The 20604-nt window shown below is 70.1% G+C and carries 22 protein-coding genes; 9 read left to right on the plus strand and 13 right to left on the minus strand.

Annotated elements, in window-relative coordinates; genetic code table 11:
- The first annotated feature begins 193 nt into the window (after positions 1–193).
- Entirely contained in the window at positions 194–778 is a 585-nt protein-coding gene (locus tag BC793_RS32530; protein WP_109599546.1) for a hypothetical protein, read from the plus strand.
- Between the two features lie 688 nt (positions 779–1466).
- On the opposite strand, the gene BC793_RS32535 is transcribed toward BC793_RS32530, so the two are convergent.
- The 3 genes from BC793_RS32535 to BC793_RS32545 all read right to left on the minus strand — a co-directional run bounded on the left by BC793_RS32535 (position 1467) and on the right by BC793_RS32545 (position 4670).
- Positions 1467–2711: an acetyl-CoA C-acetyltransferase gene (locus tag BC793_RS32535; RefSeq protein ID WP_109599548.1), complete on the minus strand. Its 1245-nt coding sequence runs from the start codon at positions 2709–2711 to the stop codon at positions 1467–1469.
- 131 nt (positions 2712–2842) lie between these two features.
- Positions 2843–3631 (minus strand): SGNH/GDSL hydrolase family protein, encoded by a 789-nt coding sequence (locus tag BC793_RS32540; protein ID WP_109599549.1) that lies wholly within the window; start codon positions 3629–3631, stop codon positions 2843–2845.
- Between the two features lie 16 nt (positions 3632–3647).
- A complete protein-coding gene (locus BC793_RS32545) occupies positions 3648–4670 on the minus strand; it encodes an SGNH/GDSL hydrolase family protein (RefSeq protein ID WP_109599550.1) in 1023 nt (340 codons plus the stop codon).
- Positions 4671–4814: 144 nt separating this feature from the next.
- Between BC793_RS32545 and BC793_RS32550 the strand changes: the two genes are divergently transcribed.
- Complete coding sequence (locus BC793_RS32550) at positions 4815–5159, plus strand: YkvA family protein (protein WP_109599551.1); 345 nt, start codon at positions 4815–4817, stop codon at positions 5157–5159.
- A gap of 3 nt (positions 5160–5162) precedes the next feature.
- Positions 5163–6521 (plus strand): cystathionine beta-synthase, encoded by a 1359-nt coding sequence (locus BC793_RS32555; RefSeq protein ID WP_109599552.1) that lies wholly within the window; start codon positions 5163–5165, stop codon positions 6519–6521.
- Positions 6522–6548: 27 nt separating this feature from the next.
- Here the strand turns inward: BC793_RS32555 and BC793_RS32560 are convergent, their stop codons facing one another.
- Positions 6549–7571 (minus strand): DUF695 domain-containing protein, encoded by a 1023-nt coding sequence (locus BC793_RS32560; protein ID WP_109599553.1) that lies wholly within the window; start codon positions 7569–7571, stop codon positions 6549–6551.
- Positions 7572–7773: 202 nt separating this feature from the next.
- On the opposite strand from BC793_RS32560, the gene BC793_RS32565 reads away from it, so the two are divergent.
- Complete coding sequence (locus BC793_RS32565) at positions 7774–8103, plus strand: hypothetical protein (RefSeq protein WP_239170535.1); 330 nt, start codon at positions 7774–7776, stop codon at positions 8101–8103.
- Between the two features lie 287 nt (positions 8104–8390).
- Here the strand turns inward: BC793_RS32565 and BC793_RS32570 are convergent, their stop codons facing one another.
- The 4 genes from BC793_RS32570 to BC793_RS32585 form a co-directional block, all read right to left on the minus strand.
- Positions 8391–8894: a GNAT family N-acetyltransferase gene (locus BC793_RS32570; RefSeq protein WP_109599554.1), complete on the minus strand. Its 504-nt coding sequence runs from the start codon at positions 8892–8894 to the stop codon at positions 8391–8393.
- An 18-nt stretch (positions 8895–8912) separates the two neighbouring features.
- Positions 8913–9818, minus strand: a complete 906-nt coding sequence (locus BC793_RS32575; RefSeq protein ID WP_109599555.1) for a ribonuclease Z — start codon at positions 9816–9818, stop codon at positions 8913–8915.
- Between the two features lie 284 nt (positions 9819–10102).
- A complete protein-coding gene (gene ppk2, locus BC793_RS32580; RefSeq protein WP_109599679.1) occupies positions 10103–11056 on the minus strand; it encodes a polyphosphate kinase 2 in 954 nt (317 codons plus the stop codon).
- Positions 11057–11101: 45 nt separating this feature from the next.
- Positions 11102–12634 carry a CYTH and CHAD domain-containing protein gene (locus tag BC793_RS32585; protein ID WP_170167304.1) on the minus strand — a complete coding sequence of 511 codons (1533 nt, stop codon included), beginning with the start codon at positions 12632–12634 and terminating at the stop codon, positions 11102–11104.
- A gap of 90 nt (positions 12635–12724) precedes the next feature.
- On the opposite strand from BC793_RS32585, the gene BC793_RS32590 reads away from it, so the two are divergent.
- Positions 12725–12904, plus strand: a complete 180-nt coding sequence (locus tag BC793_RS32590; RefSeq protein WP_109599571.1) for a hypothetical protein — start codon at positions 12725–12727, stop codon at positions 12902–12904.
- 64 nt (positions 12905–12968) lie between these two features.
- Here the strand turns inward: BC793_RS32590 and BC793_RS32595 are convergent, their stop codons facing one another.
- Positions 12969–13298: a hypothetical protein gene (locus BC793_RS32595; RefSeq protein WP_109599573.1), complete on the minus strand. Its 330-nt coding sequence runs from the start codon at positions 13296–13298 to the stop codon at positions 12969–12971.
- Positions 13299–13436: 138 nt separating this feature from the next.
- Entirely contained in the window at positions 13437–13784 is a 348-nt protein-coding gene (locus tag BC793_RS32600) for a hypothetical protein (RefSeq protein WP_109599575.1), read from the minus strand.
- 823 nt (positions 13785–14607) lie between these two features.
- On the opposite strand from BC793_RS32600, the gene BC793_RS49080 reads away from it, so the two are divergent.
- Positions 14608–14844, plus strand: a complete 237-nt coding sequence (locus BC793_RS49080) for a hypothetical protein (RefSeq protein WP_146246529.1) — start codon at positions 14608–14610, stop codon at positions 14842–14844.
- 104 nt (positions 14845–14948) lie between these two features.
- Here BC793_RS49080 and msrA read toward each other — a convergent pair whose 3' ends face one another.
- Both msrA and BC793_RS32610 read right to left on the minus strand, forming a co-directional pair.
- Positions 14949–15617, minus strand: a complete 669-nt coding sequence (msrA, locus tag BC793_RS32605) for a peptide-methionine (S)-S-oxide reductase MsrA (RefSeq protein WP_109599681.1) — start codon at positions 15615–15617, stop codon at positions 14949–14951.
- A 2-nt stretch (positions 15618–15619) separates the two neighbouring features.
- Positions 15620–16066, minus strand: a complete 447-nt coding sequence (locus BC793_RS32610; protein ID WP_109599577.1) for an HIT family protein — start codon at positions 16064–16066, stop codon at positions 15620–15622.
- 24 nt (positions 16067–16090) lie between these two features.
- Between BC793_RS32610 and BC793_RS32615 the strand changes: the two genes are divergently transcribed.
- Genes BC793_RS32615 through ilvA form a run of 3 tightly spaced genes read left to right on the plus strand, consistent with a single transcriptional unit; the run spans position 16091 to position 19899 of the window.
- Positions 16091–17242 (plus strand): cystathionine gamma-synthase, encoded by a 1152-nt coding sequence (locus tag BC793_RS32615; RefSeq protein ID WP_109599683.1) that lies wholly within the window; start codon positions 16091–16093, stop codon positions 17240–17242.
- A 26-nt stretch (positions 17243–17268) separates the two neighbouring features.
- Complete coding sequence (locus BC793_RS32620; RefSeq protein ID WP_109599579.1) at positions 17269–18627, plus strand: amidase; 1359 nt, start codon at positions 17269–17271, stop codon at positions 18625–18627.
- A gap of 24 nt (positions 18628–18651) precedes the next feature.
- On the plus strand, positions 18652–19899 hold the full coding sequence (ilvA, locus tag BC793_RS32625; RefSeq protein WP_109599581.1) for a threonine ammonia-lyase: 1248 nt from the start codon (positions 18652–18654) through the stop codon (positions 19897–19899).
- 53 nt (positions 19900–19952) lie between these two features.
- Here the strand turns inward: ilvA and greA are convergent, their stop codons facing one another.
- Positions 19953–20447, minus strand: a complete 495-nt coding sequence (gene greA, locus BC793_RS32630; protein ID WP_109599583.1) for a transcription elongation factor GreA — start codon at positions 20445–20447, stop codon at positions 19953–19955.
- Between the last annotated feature and the right edge of the window lie 157 nt (positions 20448–20604).

Here is a 20604-nt window from a genome sequence, read left to right on the forward strand (position 1 = left end):
CGTCGTCATGAGCAACGCCCGGCCCGTCTCCCCACGGACCGGGCGTTGTCCCTGATCTCACCGATTGCCCGTCCCGCGCCCCGGCGCAGGGCGGGCAATCGCCTTTCCCGGCGGCGCCCTACCGTCCGCCGCCCCCTTCCCGCCGCCGTGGTCTCACGTTCATGCAGTCGGCCGACCCGGGTATCGTCGCCGGGTGCCCGACTTCGCCACCGCCATCGAGCGCCTGCTGACCCGGATCCACCACTGGGACGAGCCCCGCTGGCGGTCGGCCCCAGCGATCCCGCCCGCTGCCGATTCCGCGCCGGTGCCCGGCGCCGCGTCTGTTGCTCCGTCCGGCATCGCCGATTCCGGGAAGGTCCCGCCCGGCGCCGGTTCCCCACAGCCGTCCGGCGCGGCTGACGTCTCCCAAGCGGGCCAGGCAGCGGCCGATACTCGATCGCCGCTGGTCGGGGCCACGGCGGTCACCAGTGCTGAGCTGTTCGAGGCCACGGCGGTCACCAGTGCTGAGCTGTTCGAGGCCACGGCGGTCACCCATTCACAGCTGGTCGGCGCCACGGCGGTCAGCCGCTCTGAGTTGGTGCAGGGCGTGGTTCAGCAGCTCGCCGACCTGGGCGCCGAAGCGGAGAACCGCCCGCCCCGCCCGGTGCCGCACCTTCACGACCTGGTGCTCCGCGACCAGTTGCGGGTACTGGCCGACGACATCCTCGCGGCCACTCCCGCCCCCGACCTGCTCGACCGGGCCGCCGCGGCGGTCAACGAGGTCCGCCGGCGCCTCTGACCCCGCCTCCGGTCACCACAGAGGGCCTTCTCCCGCTCCTTCTCTTGTACGGGCCTGCCCGCCCCTGAAAAACCATCCCGTTCCCGGGCTACCGCGCGACGTGGGCGGCAGACCGGACCGCAGCGCGACCGCCGGGCTGAGGCCTTCGGTCACCGCCGGCTGGCTCCCACCGTCGTCTCGAGGCACCGGAGACGACGCTGAGAACCAGCCGAAGCCTTACGCCACCGATCAAGGGCACGCGGATGTCACCCACCGCGGATGTCACCCAGGGCGGATGTCACCCAGGGCACGGCGGCCGGCTTGTGGAGGCGGGGCGCCTTGTAGCGGTTGGGCAGCGGCCCACGCGCGCGGGGGCGGCACGCAACGCCAGGCCGGTGTGCACGCCGGGGACGGAGAGCAATTCAGGGCGATGAGCAACGCCGGTGCAGGGAGCAAACGCCAGGACGGGGAGTCGACCAGGGCGGTGAGTCAAGCGAGGGCGGCGGGCAATACCTGGGTCGTGAGTGCGCCGGACGAGTGAGCAACGGCGGGGCGGTGAGTGCTCCAGGACGGTGAGCAACGCCGAGCCGGCGGCCTGAGAAGCGGCGGGCGAGGAAGAGCGGGCCGGCGGGGAGAGACATGCCGGTCGCCGGGAATGGGCGAGCCCGGCACGTGGTGCGACGTGCCGGGCCCGAGTGGGTGGATGCGGTCAGCTGAGGCGTTCGATGACCAGGGCCATGCCCTGCCCGCCGCCGACGCACATGGTTTCCAGCCCGATGCTCTTGTCGTGCCAGTCGAGGGAGTTCAGCAGGGTGCCGGTGATGCGGGCACCGGTCATGCCGAACGGGTGGCCGACGGCGATGGCGCCACCGTTGACGTTGAGCTTCTCGATCGGGATACCGAGATCCTGGTAGGAGGGGATCACCTGGGCGGCGAACGCCTCGTTGATCTCGACCAGGTCCACGTCGCCGATGGTCATGCCGGCGCGCTTGAGGGCCTGCTTCGACGCCTCGACCGGGCCGAGGCCCATGATCTCCGGGGACAGTGCGGTCACGCCGGTGGAGATGATCCGGGCGAGCGGGGTGATCCCGAGTTCCCGGGCCTTGGTGTCGCTCATGATGACCAGGGCGGCGGCGCCGTCGTTGAGCGGGCAGCAGTTGCCGGCGGTGACCCGGCCGTCTTCCCGGAAGACCGGCTTCAGCTGGGAGACCGCGTCGATGGTGACGCCGGCGCGGGGGCCGTCGTCCTTCGACACCACGGTGCCGTCGGGCAGGGTCACGGGGGTGATCTCCCGCTCCCAGAAGCCGTTGGCGATGGCCTTCTCGGCGAGGTTCTGGCTGCGTACGCCGAATTCGTCCATCTCCTCGCGGGAGATGTTCTTGACCTGTGCCAGGTTTTCGGCGGTGTAGCCCATCCCGATGTAGATGTCGGGGAGCAGGCCGTCGGCGCGCGGGTCGTGCCAGGTGGTGCCGTTCTTCGCGGAGGTGGCGGTGCGGGCCTGGGCGTCGGCGAAGGCGGGGTTGGTCCACGACCCGCCGACGAGCTCCTGGGCGGCCGACGGCAGACCGTCGGAGCTGCCGCGGGCGAAACGGGACACGGTCTCGACACCGGCCGAGATGAAGATGTCGCCCTCACCGGCCTTGATGGCGTGGAAGGCCATCCGGGTGGTCTGCAGCGAGGACGAGCAGTACCGCGTGACGGTGGCGCCGGGCAGGCCGTCGAGGCCCAGCTTTGTGGCGACGACGCGGGCCATGTTGAAGCCCTGTTCGCCGCCGGGCAGCCCGCAGCCGAGGTAGAGGTCCTCGATGAGCGTGCGGTCGAGCTGCGGCACCTTGTTGAGGGCGGCGTCGACGATCGTGGTGGCGAGATCGTCGGGGCGCAGATCCTTCAGTGAGCCCTTGTGGGCACGGCCGATGGGGGAGCGGGCAGTGGCGACGATGACAGCTTCCGGCATCCCCCCAGTTTACTCATCAGTAACATGGTCGGAAGCGCGAATTTGTCACACGCCGTGAAAATACCCTTCGCCGGCCGTCGGCGCTGTCCCGGAGCGCTCCCGAAGCGCTTCCGGAGCGGTCCCGAAGCGGCTCAGACCCCGGTCATCGCGGCCTTCGCCACCGCCGGATAGAGCGCGTGCGCCCACACCCGATACCCGTCGGCGGAGGGGTGGAAGCCGTCGTAGCAGAGGGTGCCGGCGTCGGCCCGGAAGACCGCGCCCGTCTCGCCGGCCAGGTCGACCACCACACCACCGGCCTCGGCCACCGCCTTGGCCTGCGCTTTCGCCAGCCGTCGGCCGATGACCGCGGCGATCTGCCGCAGTGGTGGCGCCATCGACCGGGAGGCGCCCAGGTCGGGGCAGGTGCCGACGACCACCTGGACGCCGGCCGAACGCAGCCTGCGGACGGCCTGGCCGAGATGGCCGGCCGCGTCCTCGGCGGCACGCCCGGAGGCCGCATCGTACGACCCGATCAGGATGACGGCCACGTCCGGACGGTCGCCGAGCAGCGCCCGGGCCACCTGGGTGGCGAGGTCGCTGGACCGGGAGCCGGCCACGCCGACGCTGGAGAGCAGCACGTGCCGCTGTCCGGTACCGGGGGAGCCGTCGGCCAGCAGCCGGGCGAGCTGGCCGCCGACCGTGTCGGACAGCCACTCCACGCCGACGCCGACGGCCGCCGAGTCACCGAGGAGCACAAGACGTAGCGGCGGCGCGTTCTGCGGGCCCATCGAGGTCCGCAGGGCCAGTCCCATGGTGGGCTTGGCATACCTCCGCGCTTTCGCCGCGAGCATCTCGCCGGCGATCAGGGCGACCCCGCCCACCGCCCCGGCCAGCAGGCTCGTGGCCGCGGCCCTGGTCAGACGTTCCGGCAGCCCAGCCATGTCCCGCCTCCCTGCATCAGCCGACCTCATGATCCTCTGGGGTATACCCTACGACCCCACCGGTGGAGTCACCGCCGAGAACGGGGCCCGCGGTCGCCGGGCGCGCGGTGAACCAGCGGTAGCGCCGCATCCGGGCCCACCGGCCCGCCGGGGCGACCTCGGTTCCCGGGGCACGGACCGCCTCGTCGGCCGCCTCGGACAGGACGCGCACGTCCTCGGCGACCGGGAGCACTGCGCGGTCGTCCGTGCCGAGCACGGCCATCACGGTCGGCATCATCACGGATACCGCTCTCGCGTACCCCTCGACCGAGGGGTGGAAACGATCCTCGCTGTACATCCGCACCGGGTCGGCCTCGAACATCGGGCCGAGCAGGTTGCCGATCGACACCGTGCGCCCGCCGGCCTCGACCACCGCGATGGTCTGCGCGGCCGCCAGCTGACGGCTCCAGCGCCGCGCCAGCCAGCGCAGCGGCGGCTTGATCGGCTGGATCGCGCCGAGGTCGGGACAGGTGCCGACCACCACCCGGCAGCCGGCGGCCCGCAGCCGGCGCACCGCGTCACCCAGGTGCCGGACGGCGGCCGGCCGCGCCGAGAAGTGCGTCACGTCGTTGCCGCCGATCAGGATGATCGCCAGCTCCGGCTGGTATTCCAGAGCGGCGTCCACCTGGTACGGAAGGCCGGCCGACACGGAGCCGACCACGGCCAGCCGGTGCAGGCGCACCGGGCGGCGCAGGCGGCGGGAGATGCCGGTGGCGAAGAGCGCGCCGGGTGTCTCCCGGGGACGGTGCACGCCGTACCCGGCGGCCGACGAATCACCCAGGATCACCAGCTCCAGGGCCTTACCACCGAACTTGGCGCCGTAGACACCGTCGCCGCGGGGCGGTGGTGCCTCGGCCATCGGGATCACCCGGCGTGCCTCGGCGGCCTGGCGCATCAGCAGTCCCGCGGAGAGGGCGGTCAGCCCGGCGGCTGCTCCGGCGACCCGCCCGGCGGTCCTGATCCACCGCCAGTGGGTGCCGACTACATCGATGCTGCTCATAGTCTCCCTCGCTGTCGCTCGAAGGGAACCATCCGGCTCGCCCATGATCGGCGTGTGAGTTCGGGATTCGAGGCTAACTCGCGCCTGCGAGAGGCAATCATGGCGCGCTCCCGTCATGCTGGAGTTGCGGAAAGGGGAACAGAGATGGCCAAAACGTTGAAACGTGCGGCGGCGTTCACAGCGCTGGCCCGGGCGCTCACTGCGGGTAGCCGCGGTGGGCCGTCGGTGGCTCAGCGACTCGGCGCGCTCCCACGGATGATCAAGGCGAGCACCAGGGGCGAGTATGACGGCGGCATGCGCCTGGCACTCATGGCGGCCGCCACAGCGTACGTGGTGTCGCCCATCGACGCCGTCCCTGAGGCGTTCGTCTGGGTCTTCGGGCTGATCGACGACGCGGTCGCGGTGACGTGGCTGGCCGGTGCGGTGCTCGCCGAGACCGATCGGTTCCTGGAGTGGGAGAAGACCGGCCGGCCCGCGGTCGTAAAGTAAGACGTGCGCTATTACGACAACGTAGTCGAGATCATCGGCAATACCCCCTTGGTCCGATTGAACAGCGTGACCGAGGGCATCAGTGCCACAGTGCTGGCCAAGGTCGAGTACTTGAACCCCGGCGGCTCGGTCAAGGACCGGATCGCGCTGCGGATGGTGGAGGACGCCGAGAAGGCGGGCCTCCTCAAGCCAGGCGGCACGATCGTCGAGCCGACCAGCGGAAACACCGGCGTCGGGCTGGCCCTGGTGGCCCAGCGGCGTGGTTACAAGTGCGTCTTCGTCTGCCCCGACAAGGTCAGCGAGGACAAACAGAACGTGCTCCGGGCGTACGGCGCCGAGGTGGTGGTCTGCCCGACCGCCGTGGCTCCGGAGGATCCCCGTTCCTACTACAACGTGTCCGACCAGCTGACCCGGGACATTCCCGGCGCATGGAAGCCGGACCAGTACAGCAATCCCGCGAACCCGCGGTCGCACTACGAGGAGACCGGCCCCGAGCTGTGGGAGCAGACCGGCGGCAGGATCACCCACTTCGTGACGGGCGTCGGCACCGGCGGCACGATCAGCGGCGTCGGGCGATACCTCAAGGAGCAGGGGCCGGTGCGGATCATCGGCGCCGACCCGGAGGGGTCCGTCTACTCCGGTGGCACCGGGCGTCCCTACCTGGTCGAGGGCGTCGGTGAGGACTTCTGGCCCTCGGCGTACGACCGGGACGTCACCGACGAGGTGATCGAGGTCAGCGACTCGGACTCGTTCGAGATGACCCGCCGCCTCGCCCGTGAGGAGGGGCTGCTCGTCGGCGGCTCGTGCGGGATGGCCGTGGTGGCCGCGCTCGAGGTGGCCCGCAAGGCCGGCCCGGACGACGTCATCGTGGTCCTGCTGCCGGACGGCGGCCGTGGCTACCTTTCGAAGATCTTCAACGACAAATGGATGGCGCGGTACGGGTTCCTGCGTTCCCAGGAGGGCACGCCGACGGTGGCCGACGCCCTGGCCGGCAAGGGCACCGAGATCCCGCCGCTGATCCACGTGCACCCGACCGAGACGGTGCGCGACGCCATCGACTACATGCGGGAGTACGGCGTGAGCCAGCTCCCGGTGCTGAAGGCGGAGCCGCCGGTCGTCACCGGTGAGGTGGCCGGTTCCATCTCGGAGAAGGCACTGCTGGACGCGCTCTTCACCGGGCAGGCCCACCTGCACGACACGATCGAGCGGCACATGACGGACTCACTGCCGATGATCGGTGGCGGTGAGCCGGTCGCCGAGGCGGTCGCGCTGTTGGAGAAGGCGGACGCCGCGATGGTCCTGGTCGACGGCAAGCCCGCCGGCGTGCTCACGCGTCAGGACCTGCTGGCGCATCTGAGCTAGCCGGCTCCGCTTCGCTGCGCATTCCAATCAGGGAGCCAGGTGTTCGACCTGCTCCCATCGGGGGTCGGGCGTGACGGTGATCCGGACACGCCCGTCCTGCCAGCCCTCGGTCAGCGGTTTCAGGACCTCGGCGGCCACCGGGCTGTCGGCGTAGAGGTGCGTGGTCCGTACGCCGTCGGTCGTCTCGTGTGCGACCACGACCATGCCGTCGGCGTGCTGGGCCACGTGGTCCTCGAACGCGTGCAGCCGGGCCAGTGTCTCCCGTTCCGGGAAGCCGTTCTCGTCCCGTGACGAGTACGGCACGTCCATCCGGATGTGCAGGTCGTGCCCGGGCCACCGGGCCGGCCGGAGCCGGGTCTGGGCCATCGCGAGGATCGGTTTCCCGGCCCGGATGCCGGACATGTTGCGCCAGCGCGGCTCGCCGTCGGCGGGCTGCATCGCGGTGACGAGGGCGGCCAGCTCCGGGCCGGTGAGGCCACCGCCGGGCGTCGTGGTCACCGCGTCGATGGCGCCGACCCAGATCTCCACGGTGTCCTCGCCGAGCAGCCAGTCGAGCGCGAGGAAGGCGATCTGACCGCGGGCCTCCTCCGGGAGTCCCGCGAAGGCCGGGTGCCAGACTTCGACGTCCACGCAGTCGCGGTCCTCGTCGTGCGCGGCGTGGAACCGTAGTTCGTCGAGGTCCAGATGGTGGCCGTTGATCGCCAGCCGGGCCCCGGCCAGTGCGTCGGGCCGGCCCTGGCGGGCGGCCGCGTACCCGAACGTCTCGTCCGGCGCCGGGCCCTCCCGCCGCCAGCGTTCGGCGAGGGAGCGCAGTTCCGGTGTGCCGCCGGGGCTGACCACCAGCAGATGCCGCGACGTCGTGCCGGCGGTGAACTCCCAGTGCAGGTCCGGATGGATCGCCGCGACCCGGCCGGAGATCTCCTCGACGAGCGTCTCGTCGGTCGCGCCGGCGATCATCTTCTCGGCGCGCGGTCGTGCACCCGCCCACCAGGCCCAGAACGCCGCGATCGCGTCCGTCGGTACCATCTTCCGGCGCCTCTTGAAGATCACGGAGCGACGCTACCAACAGGGGCGGCGACGAGGGGGTTTCCCGCGCGCGAAACGTGCCGGACGGCGGTGCCGGGAGGCTCGTTCCATGGATCGTCACGGATAGTCGCCGCAATCGCACAGACAGTCCGACCGGCTGGTGGGCTGCTGCGGTTGTATGTGTCGTGACGGAGCTATGAGCCACTCCCGGACGAAGGGGTAGGGGATGGTCGACGTCGACGAGGCGGCGCCCGGCGACATCGTGGACCGCCTGCTGTGGCGGGACGCGCAGCACATGCTCGAACGCCATGTGGTGGCCCGCGACGGCGACTGCGTCCGGTGTGGATGGCGCTGGCCGTGTTCGGCCCGCCGCCTGGCCGAACGCGCCGACGCCGTCGCCCGCGGCTCGTGGCGTGAGGCGTGGACGCTGCGGCACGACCTGAACAGCATGCGGGCCCTACCCGGTAGACGGGCCGGGCTGGACGAGATCGGCAGCCGGTACACCGGCGCCGGCTCCTACCACCGCAACGACGACCACCGGAGGTATCAGGCCTGACCCAACGACCACGACGTCGCCGAAACGCTTGACCGTCCCCCGGCAAGTACGGCTTCCCGGCCCGGCCGACGTCGACCAGCGGTGACACCGGAGCGCCCCGCCAGCGCACCGGTATCCCGCGCCCAGACCCGCCCTTGAACTGGATCCCAGATCGGCACGCCTCCGCTGATCGAGCGCCTCCGGCCAGGCGCATCCGGTTCGGGCGGGGCGGTGGGCGGGAGCACGCGACCACAGGTTCCCCCGCATTCACTCGGTCGCGTGTTCCCGCCCAACCAGCACCCCGGCTCCTACAGCGAACGGGTGTAACGCAGCTGCGGCAGCGGATGATCGTTGATGGCTTCGACCCTGGTCGCGCCGTCCGGTGTCCAGCCACCCCGCTCGTAGAAACGCCGTGCCACCGGGTTGTCCGCCAGCACCCACAGCACGGCCCGCTCCACGTCGAACTCCGCCAGCTGCTCCAGCGCGTTGATCATCAGGTGCCGGCCGATGCCCGAGCCGACCAGGTGCGGCTCCACATGGATCGCGTACAGCTCGGCGGCGCCGTCCGTCTCGCTCGGGCCGACATAGGTGAACCCGGCCGGCTCACCGCCGACCTCGGCGACGGTCATCCGGTGGGTCTCCCGCTCCCACTTCCACCGCTCGACCCACCAGGCGCTCAGCGCCTCCGGTCCGCGAGCCGCGAACGTCTCGGGCGGCACCAGGTCCGCATAGGCGGCGGCACGCGAGCGATGATGCAGCGCGCCGACCGCGATCAGGTCGGCGTCCTCAACCGGGCGCAGAAGAACGGTCATGCCCCAAGCCAACCAGCCTCACGGCACCGCGCGGCGCGCGGGCACCGGCACCCGCGACAGGTCCTCGGCGATCACCACCGGGCCGTCGAACTCCTTGCGAGCCTCGTCCAGGAAGCGGTCCGGTTCCGGATAGCGTTGCGAGAAGTGCGTCAGGACCAGCATGCGTACGCCGCACTCGCGGGCGACCTCAGCGGCCTGACCAGCGGTGAGATGCCCGACCTGGGCGGCCAGCTCCGCATCCTCGGACAGGAACGTCGACTCGATCACCAGCATGTCCACACCCCGCGCCAGCTCGAACACGCTGTCGCACAGGCCGGTGTCCATCACGAAGGCGAAACTCTGACCGGGACGGGCCACGCTCACCTGGTCGAGGGTGACGTCACCGAGCCGCCCGGTGCGCTGCAACTCCCCGACGGCCGGGCCGCTGATGCCGTGCTCGGCCAGCAGGGCGGGCACCATCCGCCTCGCGTCCGGCTCGGTCAGGCGGTACCCGTACGTCTCGATGGGGTGTCGCAGGGGAAGGGCGGTGAGGCGCCCCGCGGACGTCTCCACCGCGAATCCGGCGCCCACCGGGCCCGGCACGATCTCCGCGTTGTCCCAGTAGCTGGTGGCGTGCCGCAGGCGGTCGAAGAACTCCTGCCCGCCGGCCGGGTAGTGGACGGCGACCGGGTGCGGCACCCGGTCGAGCGAGATCCGCTGAAGGACGCCGGGCAGGCCCAGGCTGTGGTCGCCGTGGAAGTGGGTGATGCAGATCCGCCTGATCGGGGTGACCGGGAGGCCGGCCATCAGCAACTGGCGCTGGGTGCCCTCACCCGGGTCGAAGAGGATCACCTCGTCGTCCCAGCGCAGCAGGTAGCCGTTGTGATTGCGGTGCCGGGTGGGCACCTGGCTCGCCGTGCCGAGCACCACCAGCTCGCGTGTCACCGACTCTCCCCGGATATGAAGCGACCCCTGGGGACTTCCACGCTCGCGAACGAGCGTGGTCCGGTCGGACAAGGCCGGATCCCCAGGGGTCGGGTAGCTGTCTGGTATTCGCCGCAACCGCTGCCACACGGTCTCGACGTGTTTCAGAAACGAAGCTGTCGAGGACAGCGGCTAGCGGACAGCCACCTCACGAGTCCCGTTGCTATACAACTTCGGACCACCTCCCTTCACGTGTACGGCTACGTTATCCAGCCCGCCGGGGGAGTGCCAACGAATTTGAATCACTACAGGCGCGGGAATATCTGGGGGGAGTCGCTGGTGCTCTCCACCAGCAGCGAGGCCGGGCCGACGATCTGCGGATCAGGGACGCCGACGATCTCCCGGTCCTTGCCGGCGTAGTCGAAACGGTTCAGCACGTGCCGCATCGCGTTCAGCCGGGCCCGCTTCTTGTCGTTGCTCCTCACCACCGTCCACGGGGCGTCCGCGGTGTCGGTCCAGAAGAACATCGCCTCTTTGGCCTCGGTGTAGTCGTCCCACCTGTCCAGCGACTTCAGGTCCATCGGCGACAGCTTCCACTGCCGGACCGGGTCCACCTGGCGGATGGCGAAACGGGTCCGCTGCTCGCCCTGCGTCACCGAGAACCAGAACTTGACCAGCTTGATCCCCGAGCGGACCAGCATCCGCTCCAGCTCGGGAGTCTGGCGGAGGAACTCCAGATACTCCTTGCGGTCGCAGAAGCCCATCACCCGCTCCACGCCGGCCCTGTTGTAATAGGACCGGTCGAAGAGCACGATCTCCCCGGCGGCCGGCAGATGCTTGATGTAGCGCTGGTAATACCACTGGGTGCTCTCGCGCTGATTCGGCTTCTCCAGCGCGACGACCCGGGCGCCCCGCGGGTTCAGGTGCTCCATGAACCGCTTGATCGTGCCGCCCTTACCGGCGGCGTCCCGGCCCTCGAAGAGGATCAGCAGCCGCTCGCCGGTGTCCTTGCACCAGTTCTGAAGCTTCAGCAACTCGATCTGCAGCAGGCGCTTGTCATGGTCGTATTCCGAGCGGGGGAGCCGCTCGTCATACGGGTAGTCCTCGCGCCACGTGTCCACCGGCTGGCCGTCGGCGTCGATCAGACGGGGGTCGTCGTCCTCGTCGTCGACGACCCGGTACCCGGACAGCTCAGCGATCGGCCCCTCGTAGGGGTTGGTGGTCGCCTGGTCGAACTCGGATTCGGACTGCGATTGCATGACCACGATTCATACCCGCGAACGCCAAGACCACAACCGGCTTGATCAGAACACTCGCCGAACTTTTCGCCGCCGCGCCGCCCTCGCCAGGGCCGGAACCCCCGCCAGCGCCTCCCGGCCCACCTGCTCCTGCCGGCCGTACAGCACCCCGAAGTGGAAACTGTCCCCACCCAGCTCGCGCAGCACGCCCCGGGCGATGTTCGAATCCTGGTAGTCGCCCAGCCCGTCCTGGAGGTTCGTCAGCGCCTTCACCAGCCGCTTCGCCGGCTCGCCCGCGCTCGGTGCGATCAGCTCCACCGCGTACCGGGCCTGCTTGAAGCCCTTGCGCGACTCGTGGATCTCCTCCTCCACGCCGGAGGCCAGCGCGGCGTCCAGCGTCGCGTCCGCCTTCGCCAGCACCTTCCGCGCCCGCTTCACCGGATCGGGGGTCCGCGGCGAGTCGCGATCCACCAGTTCGTCGATGCGGTCCAGCAGATCCAGGTAGCGGTCCGACTCGAGTGCCTCGGCCAGTTCCGCCCGGCCGGTCCCGATCCGGTGCTCCAGGTGCGCCCGCACCCGCTGCGCCGTGTGCGCGAACTCCGGGCCGGCCTCGTCGACCAGGCCCAGCAGCTTCTCCTCCAGCACCTGCGGGTCACGCACGGCACCCAGCACCCCGGCCAGCCAGCGCAGCTCGTCGCGCACATCGTTCGCGTCGAACACCTTCTTGTACGTCTTCAGCGTGCTGCGCAGACGGCGGGTGGCGACGCGCATCTGATGGACGGCCCGGGGCTCGCCACGACGGGCGGCCGGGTCGTGGCTCAGGATGGCGTCGCGCTGCTCACGGGCGTACAGGATGACGGGGTTGACCTGCGGTTCCGGCTTCTTCGATCTGGCGGTGCCGCTCTTCGTGGTGCCGCTCTTCGCGGTGGCGCTCTTCGCGGTGGCGCTCTTCGCCGTGGTGCCGGGCTTGGTGGTGGCGCCGGGCTTGGTGGTGGCGCCGGCTTTTGCGGCGGCCAGCCGGTCGGCCAGCGCGCGGGCGACCTTCGACGGGCCCTGCGCGGGGCTGGCGCCGGCGTCGAACAGCCGCCGCTCGACCTCGTCGAGGACCGCCACGTCGCCGTCGACCAGCTCGACCTCGACCTCCTGCCAGACCGTCTGCGTCCCGTCCGAGTCGGCGGTCACCCGGTCCTGGGCCACCAGCGCAAGGGTGCGGCCGTCGGCATCCCGCAGCGGCGTCTCCACCCGGTGCGTGCGCAACCGGGCCACCGGCCCCAGCGGATGGCGGCGCACGATCGCCCGCACCAGCGCGGTCAGCTCGGCCGGCACCTCGTCGCCGTTCGCCGGAAGGCGGTGCTCGGTGCGGCCGTCGCCGTCGCCGGGCGTCTTCAGATGCCAGCCGGCGTCGTTGCCGCCGCTCCGCTGCCGAAGAGTCCGGCGATTTCTCATCAACCGGAGATCTTCGGTGTCGAAGTACGTGGCGTCGAGATCATGGGTCTCGGCACCGTCGACGCCGGCGATCCCGCCGACACCGACCAGGTCAGGAAGTTCGAACGTCTCGGGGACGTCGTATTTGCGCTCGGTCTCGGTGGCGATCTCCACCCGTCCATGGTGCCTGTCCCGAGGGCTGGTGCACAGCGGTGTCTCAGGTTCGCCTGGCATCGTGATGGCCCGGCCAGTAAGGAGTGCTGCATGGAGAAGTCCGAACGCCGCCCGATCCCTCTCGCCGTATCGCTCGCCGGCCTGCGCCTGATCGGCGCCGGAGCCGTCCTCGGGCTGGCCCTCGCCATCCCGGCGGCGCCGTCCCAGGCCGACCCGCCCCGGCCCCCGGCCACCTCGCAGGACCAGCCCGACGTCGCGCCGGAGGGCTAGGAGGACCCGGTCACCGTCGGGCCCTGGCCGTATGGCCGGGCATCGCTGCGCCCCGGCTGCGCCGTCATCCTCGTGTCAAGTCGGTGACGTGCAGATAGAGGGCGCGGGCGTAGTTCGCCGTCGCGGCGTTGTAATACATCGTCGCCAGGCCGGTGCTGAAGTTGTTCGTGGTCAGCGCGTTCTTCGCATTGGACGAAGCGGACCAGCGGATCTCGGCATCGGTGGTGCTGATGCCGCGGCGCTCACAGCGCAGCCGGTTCATCTCCTTACCGGTCCGCCACGTGTCGAGGGCCACTTCGGCCTCCCGCATCATCGCGCGGGCCTGCTGCATCAGGGACTCGGCGAGGTCCCAGGCATCCTGTTCACTCTCGTTGTGCTGGTAGATCGGGTTCACATCCACCTCCCGCTGGCTCGCTGTCGAGTCTGAGCGGGATTTCCGGACATGTCGACTTTTTTCGATCGCCAGCGTGAAATCCTCCCCGCCGACTTGCCACCAGGTCCTATGGGTGTTCAGGCCGGCGCTTCTGGGCCGTCAAGGCAGGTCGGCGGGCATCTGCGGCGGAGACTCCGATCGGGCGGCCCGCACCCTGGAGACGACGGCATGGATGGCGAGGTTGAGCCACGCGGGTCCGACGATCACCGCGTGATGCCCGAATTCGCTGAGACCGTCGAAGGCGTAGGGGTTCGCGCAGAACACGAGGGACCAGGGCATCCCCAGCAGCGTCAGCGGCAGCCACGCCGGTAGCAGCGCGACGCCGGAGGTCGGGCCGGCGTCCGGTGCGCCCAGGGCGACGGCGGCCAGCAAGCCATAGAGCGCAGTGAGCGCGGCTACCGCAATCGCATGGACGGTGAGCAGCCGCCGCGCTCTGATCGAGTTCATGCCGCACCCTAAGGCCTGACAGTCCGGGCAGCCGACGGCCGTCCCTCTCGTCATCGTCACACGGGACGGACTCCTCCAGGAGAGCCCGTCCCGCGTAGTCGGGTCACTCGGTGCCGGCGACGCCCACGGGGCAGGAGAGCCCGTTGGGAGCGGGCTGCAAGTACCTGGATTGGCGCGTTAGGAATTCCGCAGTGAAGGCAACGGCTCGCAGATCGCCGCCATCCTTACGTTTGCTTTCGTTTGCCTGCGAAGGACAACTGCGTCTGATGAGTAGCGCTAGGCCTGGAGTGCGCAGACCTGCTGCAGGTTCATTGCGAGGACACGACGGGCCGGGCGCCGGAGGCGGCACCTCATGCGCTAGGTCGACGGTGCCGGTCGGCGGATCGCGTGTACGCATGGCGAGAATAAGGCGGCGCGCATCGTCGGTCTTTCAGAGGCCTTACGACCGATTAATGATGATTTGCGAATCTGCCAAGGTTGTTCTACGCGGCCGTCCGCGTACTCACCAGTTCAGCGATCTCATGGTCGAACTGCCTGTGCGGGACAGTCGTTTGTGGAGACGCAAACTGGACGGATCGGGCTAAATCCTGGACGTCGTCGCGACAAAGTGGCAGCTTAGAAGGCATGAACGTCGATCGAGTCGAGCCGAACGCGAGCAGTAGTCAGGGCGGTGCTCCGTTGCGCAACTGCACCTCTCGGGCGAGCCCGAGAAGAGCGCATGACTACCTCACGAATGACTAGAGGGCGATCCGCCGGCCAGCGAATCGCCCTCACATCGCCCACCCCATCGGATGCCTTCCACAGCCCCTAGACGGAGGACGACTTGTCCAAACTACCCAGTAAGCCCGCATCTCGTCACGTCAATCAAGACCACCGTCCTGCGGTAGTTCGCATCGCCGCCTATGCCACGGGCACCTTCTTCACGGCCGTCCCGTCGCTGATGGTGGCCGCCGGCCAGTGGCAGATTGACGACGGGACGCTTCGGCTCGCCATCGTCGCGGTCACGGCCATCGCGGCGCTGGCTCAGCTCGTCGCGGCCGTTTCGATCCTCCGCCGCTAGCACCTGTGTTCGGTCCGGCCAGGGAACCCCAACCCCGGCCGGACCGCAAAGGTCAACCGAGGAGGGGGCAGATGACTAGCCGGTGTTCAGGTGTTCTGCGGTCTTTAGGGCGTGCTGTTGAGCCCAAGATTAGGGGCACAGTAGTTAAGCCCTGTAGGGCCGTGATTGCAGTAACCGTTCGGGTTCTTGGTGGGGGCGAGGTACTGCTGGTGGTAGTCCTCGGCGTAGTAGTACGTGGTCAGCGGCTTGATCTCGGTGGTGATCTCACCGAGCCCGGCCTTCGTCACCACCGGCTGGAACGCGCCGAGGGACGCCCGCGCGGTCTCGGCCTGGGCCTCGGTGGTGGTGTAGATCGCCGACCGGTACTGGGTGCCCACGTCGTTGCCCTGGCGCATGCCCTGGGTCGGGTCGTGGTTCTCCCAGAAGGCCTTCAGCAGCTGCTCGTAGCTGACCTTCGCCGGGTCGTAGACCACCTGCACGACCTCGTTGTGGCCGGTGCTGCCCGAGCACACCTCCTCGTAGGACGGGTTGGCGGTGAACCCGCCGGCGTACCCGGCCGAGGTGGAGTGGACTCCCGGCAGCTGCCAGAAGATCCGCTCGACGCCCCAGAAGCAGCCCATCCCGAAGACGGCGACCTCGTGGCCGGCCGGCCAGGGGCCCTCCAGCGGGGTGCCGAGGACCTCGTGACGGTCGGCGACCGGCATCGAGATCAGGCGGCCGGGCAGGGCGGTGTCGGCGGTGGGCAGGTCGAACTTCTTGTGCCGCAGGAACACGGTCACTCCCTTCGTCCGCTGTCGGTAACGCTGAGACGGAGGTATTCCTTACCGATGGTCTCCGCGACGGAGGTGGCCTCGTCGTCGCTGTCGTACCTGCGGCGGGGCCAGAAGAACCCTCGCAAGCCGTCGCCCTTGGTGCGGGGCACGACGTGGGTGTGCAGGTGCGGTACCGACTGGGAGACGACGTTGTTCATCGCGACGAAGGTGCCCTGCGCGTCCAGGGCGGCCGGGACGGCGGCGGAGATCAGCTGCACGAAACGGAAGTAATCCGGCAGAAGGTCGGCGTCGAGCTGGGGGAGCGTCACGATGTGCGGCCGGGGGATGACCAGAACGTGGCCCTGGAAAACGGGGCGGACGTCGAGAAAGGCGATACCGGCCGGGGAGGACGCGACCGTGAAAGCCGGGATCGATCCCGCCACGATGCCGCAGAACACGCAGTCCGCCATCAGGTGAGACTAGCCTTGCGCAACATGACGGCTAACAGCTACGGGTTCGACACCCTCGCCATCCACGCCGGCCAGGAGCCGGACCCGCGGACCGGTGCGGTGGTGCCACCCATCTATCAGACGAGTACCTACGCCCAGGATGCCGTCGGCGCCCCCCGCCTGGGTTACGAGTACAGCCGGTCCGGTAACCCGACCCGGGACGCCCTCCAGGAGTGCCTGGCCGCGATCGAGGGCGGGCGGCGCGGGCTGGCCTTCGCCAGCGGCCTGGCGGCCGAGGACACCCTTCTGCGTACGGTGTGCCGCCCCGGCGACCACGTGGTGATCCCGAACGACGCGTACGGCGGCACGTTCCGCCTGTTCAGCAAGGTCGCCGAGCGCTGGGGCCTGGACTGGACGGCCGTTCCGCTGGACGACATCGACGCGGTGCGGGCCGCGTTCCGCCCCGGGCACACCCGGCTGATCTGGTCCGAGACGCCCACCAACCCGCTGCTCAACGTGAACGATGTCGCGCAACTGGCCGGCCTCGCCCACGAGTACGACGCGATGCTGGCGGTGGACAACACGTTCGCCTCGCCGTACCTCCAGCAGCCGATCACCCTCGGCGCCGACGTGGTGATCCACTCGACCACCAAGTACCTGGGCGGGCACTCCGACGTGGTCGGCGGCGCGCTGGTCACCGCGGACGCCGGGCTCGGCGACGAGCTGGCCTTCCACCAGAACGCGATGGGCGGCGTCAACGGTCCCTTCGACGCCTGGCTGACGCTGCGGGGCATCAAGACCCTGGGTGTACGGATGGACCGGCACTGTGACAACGCCGAGCGGATCGTCGGTTACCTGAGGGAGCACCCCGCCGTGGCGAGCGTGCTCTACCCGGGGCTGGAGACCCACCCCGGTCACGAGGTCGCGGCCAAGCAGATGAGCCGGTTCGGTGGCATGGTGTCGTTCCGCGCGGCGGGCGGCCCGGAGGCGGCGATCGCCGTCTGCAACCGGGCGAAGCTCTTCGTGCTCGCGGAGTCGCTCGGTGGTGTCGAATCGCTCATCGAGCACCCGGGTCAGATGACACATCTGTCGGCTGCGGGCTCAGCGCTTGAAGTTCCCGCCGATCTCGTGCGACTGTCTGTCGGCATCGAAACCGTTGACGATCTGCTCGCCGATCTCGAGCAGGCTCTCGGATAACAGACCGACGCTGGAGAAGCTGCGCGATGGACTCGACGACCTGGGTGGGCGCCACCGCCAAACAGATCTCCCGTGCGGTGCGCCGCGGTGACGCGAGCGCCACCCAGGTCGTGGCCGACCACCTGGAACAGATCGCCATCTCCGACCCGGCCCTCGGTGCTTTCCGGGTGGTCCGGGGCGGCGAGGCGATCACCGAGGCGGAGAAGGTCGACGACCAGGAGGACCTGGCCAACCTGCCGCTCGCCGGGGTGCCGGTGGCGGTCAAGGAGAACACCGCGGTGGCGGGGCTGCCCACGTGGCACGGCTCGGCCGCCGCGCGTACCCCCGAGGTCGCTGAAGTGGACCACGAAGTGGTCCGGAGGTTGCGCGGCGCCGGCGCCGTCGTGGTCGGGGTGACCAAGATGCCGGAGATGGGCCTGTGGGCCGTCACCGACGACGAGGACGGCCCGACCCGCAACCCGTGGGACCTGGACCGGACCCCGGGTGGCTCGTCCGGTGGCTCGGCCGCCGCGGTGGCCGCCGGCCTGGTGCCGATCGCGCAGGGCAACGACGGGCTCGGCTCGATCCGGATCCCGGCCGCCTGCTGCGGCCTGGTCGGGCTCAAGCCGGGCCGCGGCGTCGTCCCGGTCGACTTCGGCGACAAGGACTGGTTCGGCCTGGTCGAGAACGGGGTGCTCACCACCACGGTGGCGGACGCCGTGCTGGGCTTCTCGGTGCTCGCCGGTCAGTCCCCGGCCAAGCTGGTCGAGCCGGCGAGGCTGCGGATCGGCGTCTCGCTGCGTTCCCCGGCGGCCGGGGTGAAACCGGACGAGGCGAACGTCTCGGCCGTCGCGAAGGCCGCCAAGCTGCTCGTCGACGTCGGGCACGACACGGTCACCGCCGACCCGGTCTACCCGACCGGCGTGGCTCTGGGCGTGCTGGCGACCTGGTTCGCCGGGGCGTATGTGAACTCGGAGGGCCTGCCGATCGAGCGCCTCCAGCCGCGGACCCGCCGGCACATCGCCCTGGGCCGGGCCGCGATGAAGGCCGGGCTGGTGCGGCAGAAGCAGCGCGACGCGTGGCGGGAGCGGTCCACCCAGTTCTTCGCCGACAAGTCGGTCGACCTGCTGCTCACCCCGGCCCTGGCGACCACGCCGCCGCCCGCCGTGCTCTATTCGGCGTCGGCCTGGCGCAAGAACATGTGGGCCAACGCGGCCTACGCGCCGTACGCGGCGCCGTGGAACTACGCCGGACTCCCCGCGCTCGTCGTGCCGGTCGGTTTCCGCCCGGACGGCCTGCCGCTCGCGATCCAGCTCGTCGGCCCGCCCGGATCGGAGTTGCTGCTGCTCTCGGTGGCCGGCCAATTCGAGGTGGCGAATCCCTGGCAGCGGCACGCACTGGTGTGATCGTCGATGGCACGATTGGTGTCCATGACCGCTGCCGGTAGCTCTCTCGACCTGCTCACCCTCGCCGACGTCGAGGCCGCCCGCGATCTGCTGGCGGGGGTGGTCAAGGAGACGCCGCTGATCCCGTCGCGGCCACTCAGCGAGATCACCGGGATGCCGGTCTGGCTCAAGTGCGAGAACCAGCAGCGCGCCGGGTCGTACAAGGTGCGCGGGGCGTACACCCGGATCTCCCGCCTCTCGGCTGCGGAGCGGGCTCGCGGCGTGGTCGCGGCGAGCGCCGGTAACCACGCGCAGGGGGTGGCGCTCGCGGCCGGTCTGCTCGGTGCCCGGGCCACCGTCTTCATGCCGGAGGGCGCGCCGCTGCCCAAGGTCTCCGCCACCAAGGGGTACGGCGCGGCCGTCGAGTACGCCGGGACCAGCGTGGACGACGCGCTGGAGGCGGCACACGACTTCGCCCGTACGACCGGGGCGGTGTTGATCCACCCGTTCGACCATCCGGACGTGATCGCCGGGCAGGGCACCGTCGCGCTGGAGATCCTGGCGCAGTGCCCGGAGGCGGCGACGATCGTGACCGCGGTCGGCGGTGGTGGCCTGATCTCCGGGCTGGCGGTCGCGGCGAAGGCGTTGCGGCCGGACATCCGGATCATCGGGGTGCAGGCGAGCGGCGCGGCGGCGTACCCTCCCTCGCTCGCCGCCGGTGCCCCGCGCAAGCTGGAGTCGTGCGCGACGATCGCCGACGGCATCGCCGTCCTGCGTCCCGGGGATCTGACGTTCGCGCACGTCGCGAAGCTGGTCGACGAGGTCGTCACGGTCAACGACGAGGACCTGTCGGCGGCGCTGCTGGTGCTGCTGGAGCGGCACAAGACGGTGGTGGAGCCGGCCGGGGCGGCTGCGGCGGCGGCCCTGCTGACCGGTGCCCACGTGCCGTCCGGTGGCCCGGTGGTGGCGATCCTGTCCGGCGGCAACATCGACCCGATGCTGCTGCTGCGGGTGATCGAGCACGGGCTGGCGTCGGCGGGCCGGTTCCTGCGGCTGGCGGTGCGCTGCTCGGACCGGCCGGGAGAGCTGGCCCGGCTGCTGCGGGAGATCGCCGGGCAGCGGGCGAACGTCGTCGACGTGAACCATTCGCGGCAGAGCCCGCGGCTCAGCTTCGGCGAGGTGGAGGTGGCGCTGTCGGTGGAGACCCGCGGGCCGGCCCACTCGTCGGCGCTGATCAAGGCGCTGCGGGACGCCGGTTACCGGGTGGCACTGCTGGCCGACACGACCCCGTGACATGAACGAGCCCGCGGCATGGTCGCCGCGGGCTCCTGACGAGGATCGGGGGATCAGCCCTCGAAGGGGCCGAACTCGACCACGGTGACCTTGATGTCCGCGCCGCTCGGGGCCGCGTAGGTGACCGTCTGGCCGGGGCGGGAACCGAGGATGGCCTTGCCCAGCGCCGACTCGGGGCTGTAGACCTTCAGCTTGGTGGTGGAGGCGATCTCCCGCGAGCCGAGCAGGAAGGTCTCGGTGTCGTTCTGGTCGTCGTCGAAGTAGATCGTCACGACCGAGCCGGGGCCCACCGAGTCGGCGGCCTTGATCTCGCCGACCTCCGAGTTGCGCAGGAACTCCTTCAAGTACAGGATGCGGCCCTCCTGGCGGCTCTGCTCCTCACGCGCCGCGTGGTATCCACCGTTCTCGCGGAGGTCGCCTTCCTCACGCCGGGCATTGATCTCCGCCGCTATCGCCGGCCGGTTGGCGATCAACTCGTCGAGCTCGGCCTGCAGCCGGTCGTAAGCGTCCTGGGAGAGCCAGGTCTTCGGCGCCTCGGAACTGGGCACGGTCGATCTCCTTGCTGAAACTGGGCAGTGTCACTACACGGGCTGGAACCACTACACGGGCTTGGGAATCACTACACGAGCTGGGAATCACTACACGGGGTCGAAACATGCCGCCCGGAAGGCGTCATGCTGAACGCAGCGAATTACCAAGCTTACC

The sequence above is a fragment of the Actinoplanes xinjiangensis genome, from assembly GCF_003148685.1.
GTDB lineage: Bacteria > Actinomycetota > Actinomycetes > Mycobacteriales > Micromonosporaceae > Actinoplanes > Actinoplanes xinjiangensis.

Excerpts from the sequence above, each read along its gene's own strand:
- BC793_RS32610 (WP_109599577.1), bottom strand. The coding sequence starts at position 16,066 with ATGGCGGACTGCGTGTTCTGCGGCATCGTGGCGGGATCGATCCCGGCT.
- BC793_RS32590 (WP_109599571.1), top strand. The coding sequence starts at position 12,725 with ATGGAGAAGTCCGAACGCCGCCCGATCCCTCTCGCCGTATCGCTCGCC.
- BC793_RS32535 (WP_109599548.1), bottom strand. The coding sequence starts at position 2,711 with ATGCCGGAAGCTGTCATCGTCGCCACTGCCCGCTCCCCCATCGGCCGT.
- ilvA (WP_109599581.1), top strand. The coding sequence starts at position 18,652 with ATGACCGCTGCCGGTAGCTCTCTCGACCTGCTCACCCTCGCCGACGTC.
- BC793_RS32570 (WP_109599554.1), bottom strand. The coding sequence starts at position 8,894 with ATGACCGTTCTTCTGCGCCCGGTTGAGGACGCCGACCTGATCGCGGTC.
- BC793_RS32600 (WP_109599575.1), bottom strand. The coding sequence starts at position 13,784 with ATGAACTCGATCAGAGCGCGGCGGCTGCTCACCGTCCATGCGATTGCG.
- BC793_RS32615 (WP_109599683.1), top strand. The coding sequence starts at position 16,091 with ATGACGGCTAACAGCTACGGGTTCGACACCCTCGCCATCCACGCCGGC.
- BC793_RS32550 (WP_109599551.1), top strand. The coding sequence starts at position 4,815 with ATGGCCAAAACGTTGAAACGTGCGGCGGCGTTCACAGCGCTGGCCCGG.
- BC793_RS32565 (WP_239170535.1), top strand. The coding sequence starts at position 7,774 with ATGGTCGACGTCGACGAGGCGGCGCCCGGCGACATCGTGGACCGCCTG.
- BC793_RS32540 (WP_109599549.1), bottom strand. The coding sequence starts at position 3,631 with ATGGCTGGGCTGCCGGAACGTCTGACCAGGGCCGCGGCCACGAGCCTG.
- ppk2 (WP_109599679.1), bottom strand. The coding sequence starts at position 11,056 with ATGCAATCGCAGTCCGAATCCGAGTTCGACCAGGCGACCACCAACCCC.
- BC793_RS32545 (WP_109599550.1), bottom strand. The coding sequence starts at position 4,670 with ATGAGCAGCATCGATGTAGTCGGCACCCACTGGCGGTGGATCAGGACC.
- BC793_RS32620 (WP_109599579.1), top strand. The coding sequence starts at position 17,269 with ATGGACTCGACGACCTGGGTGGGCGCCACCGCCAAACAGATCTCCCGT.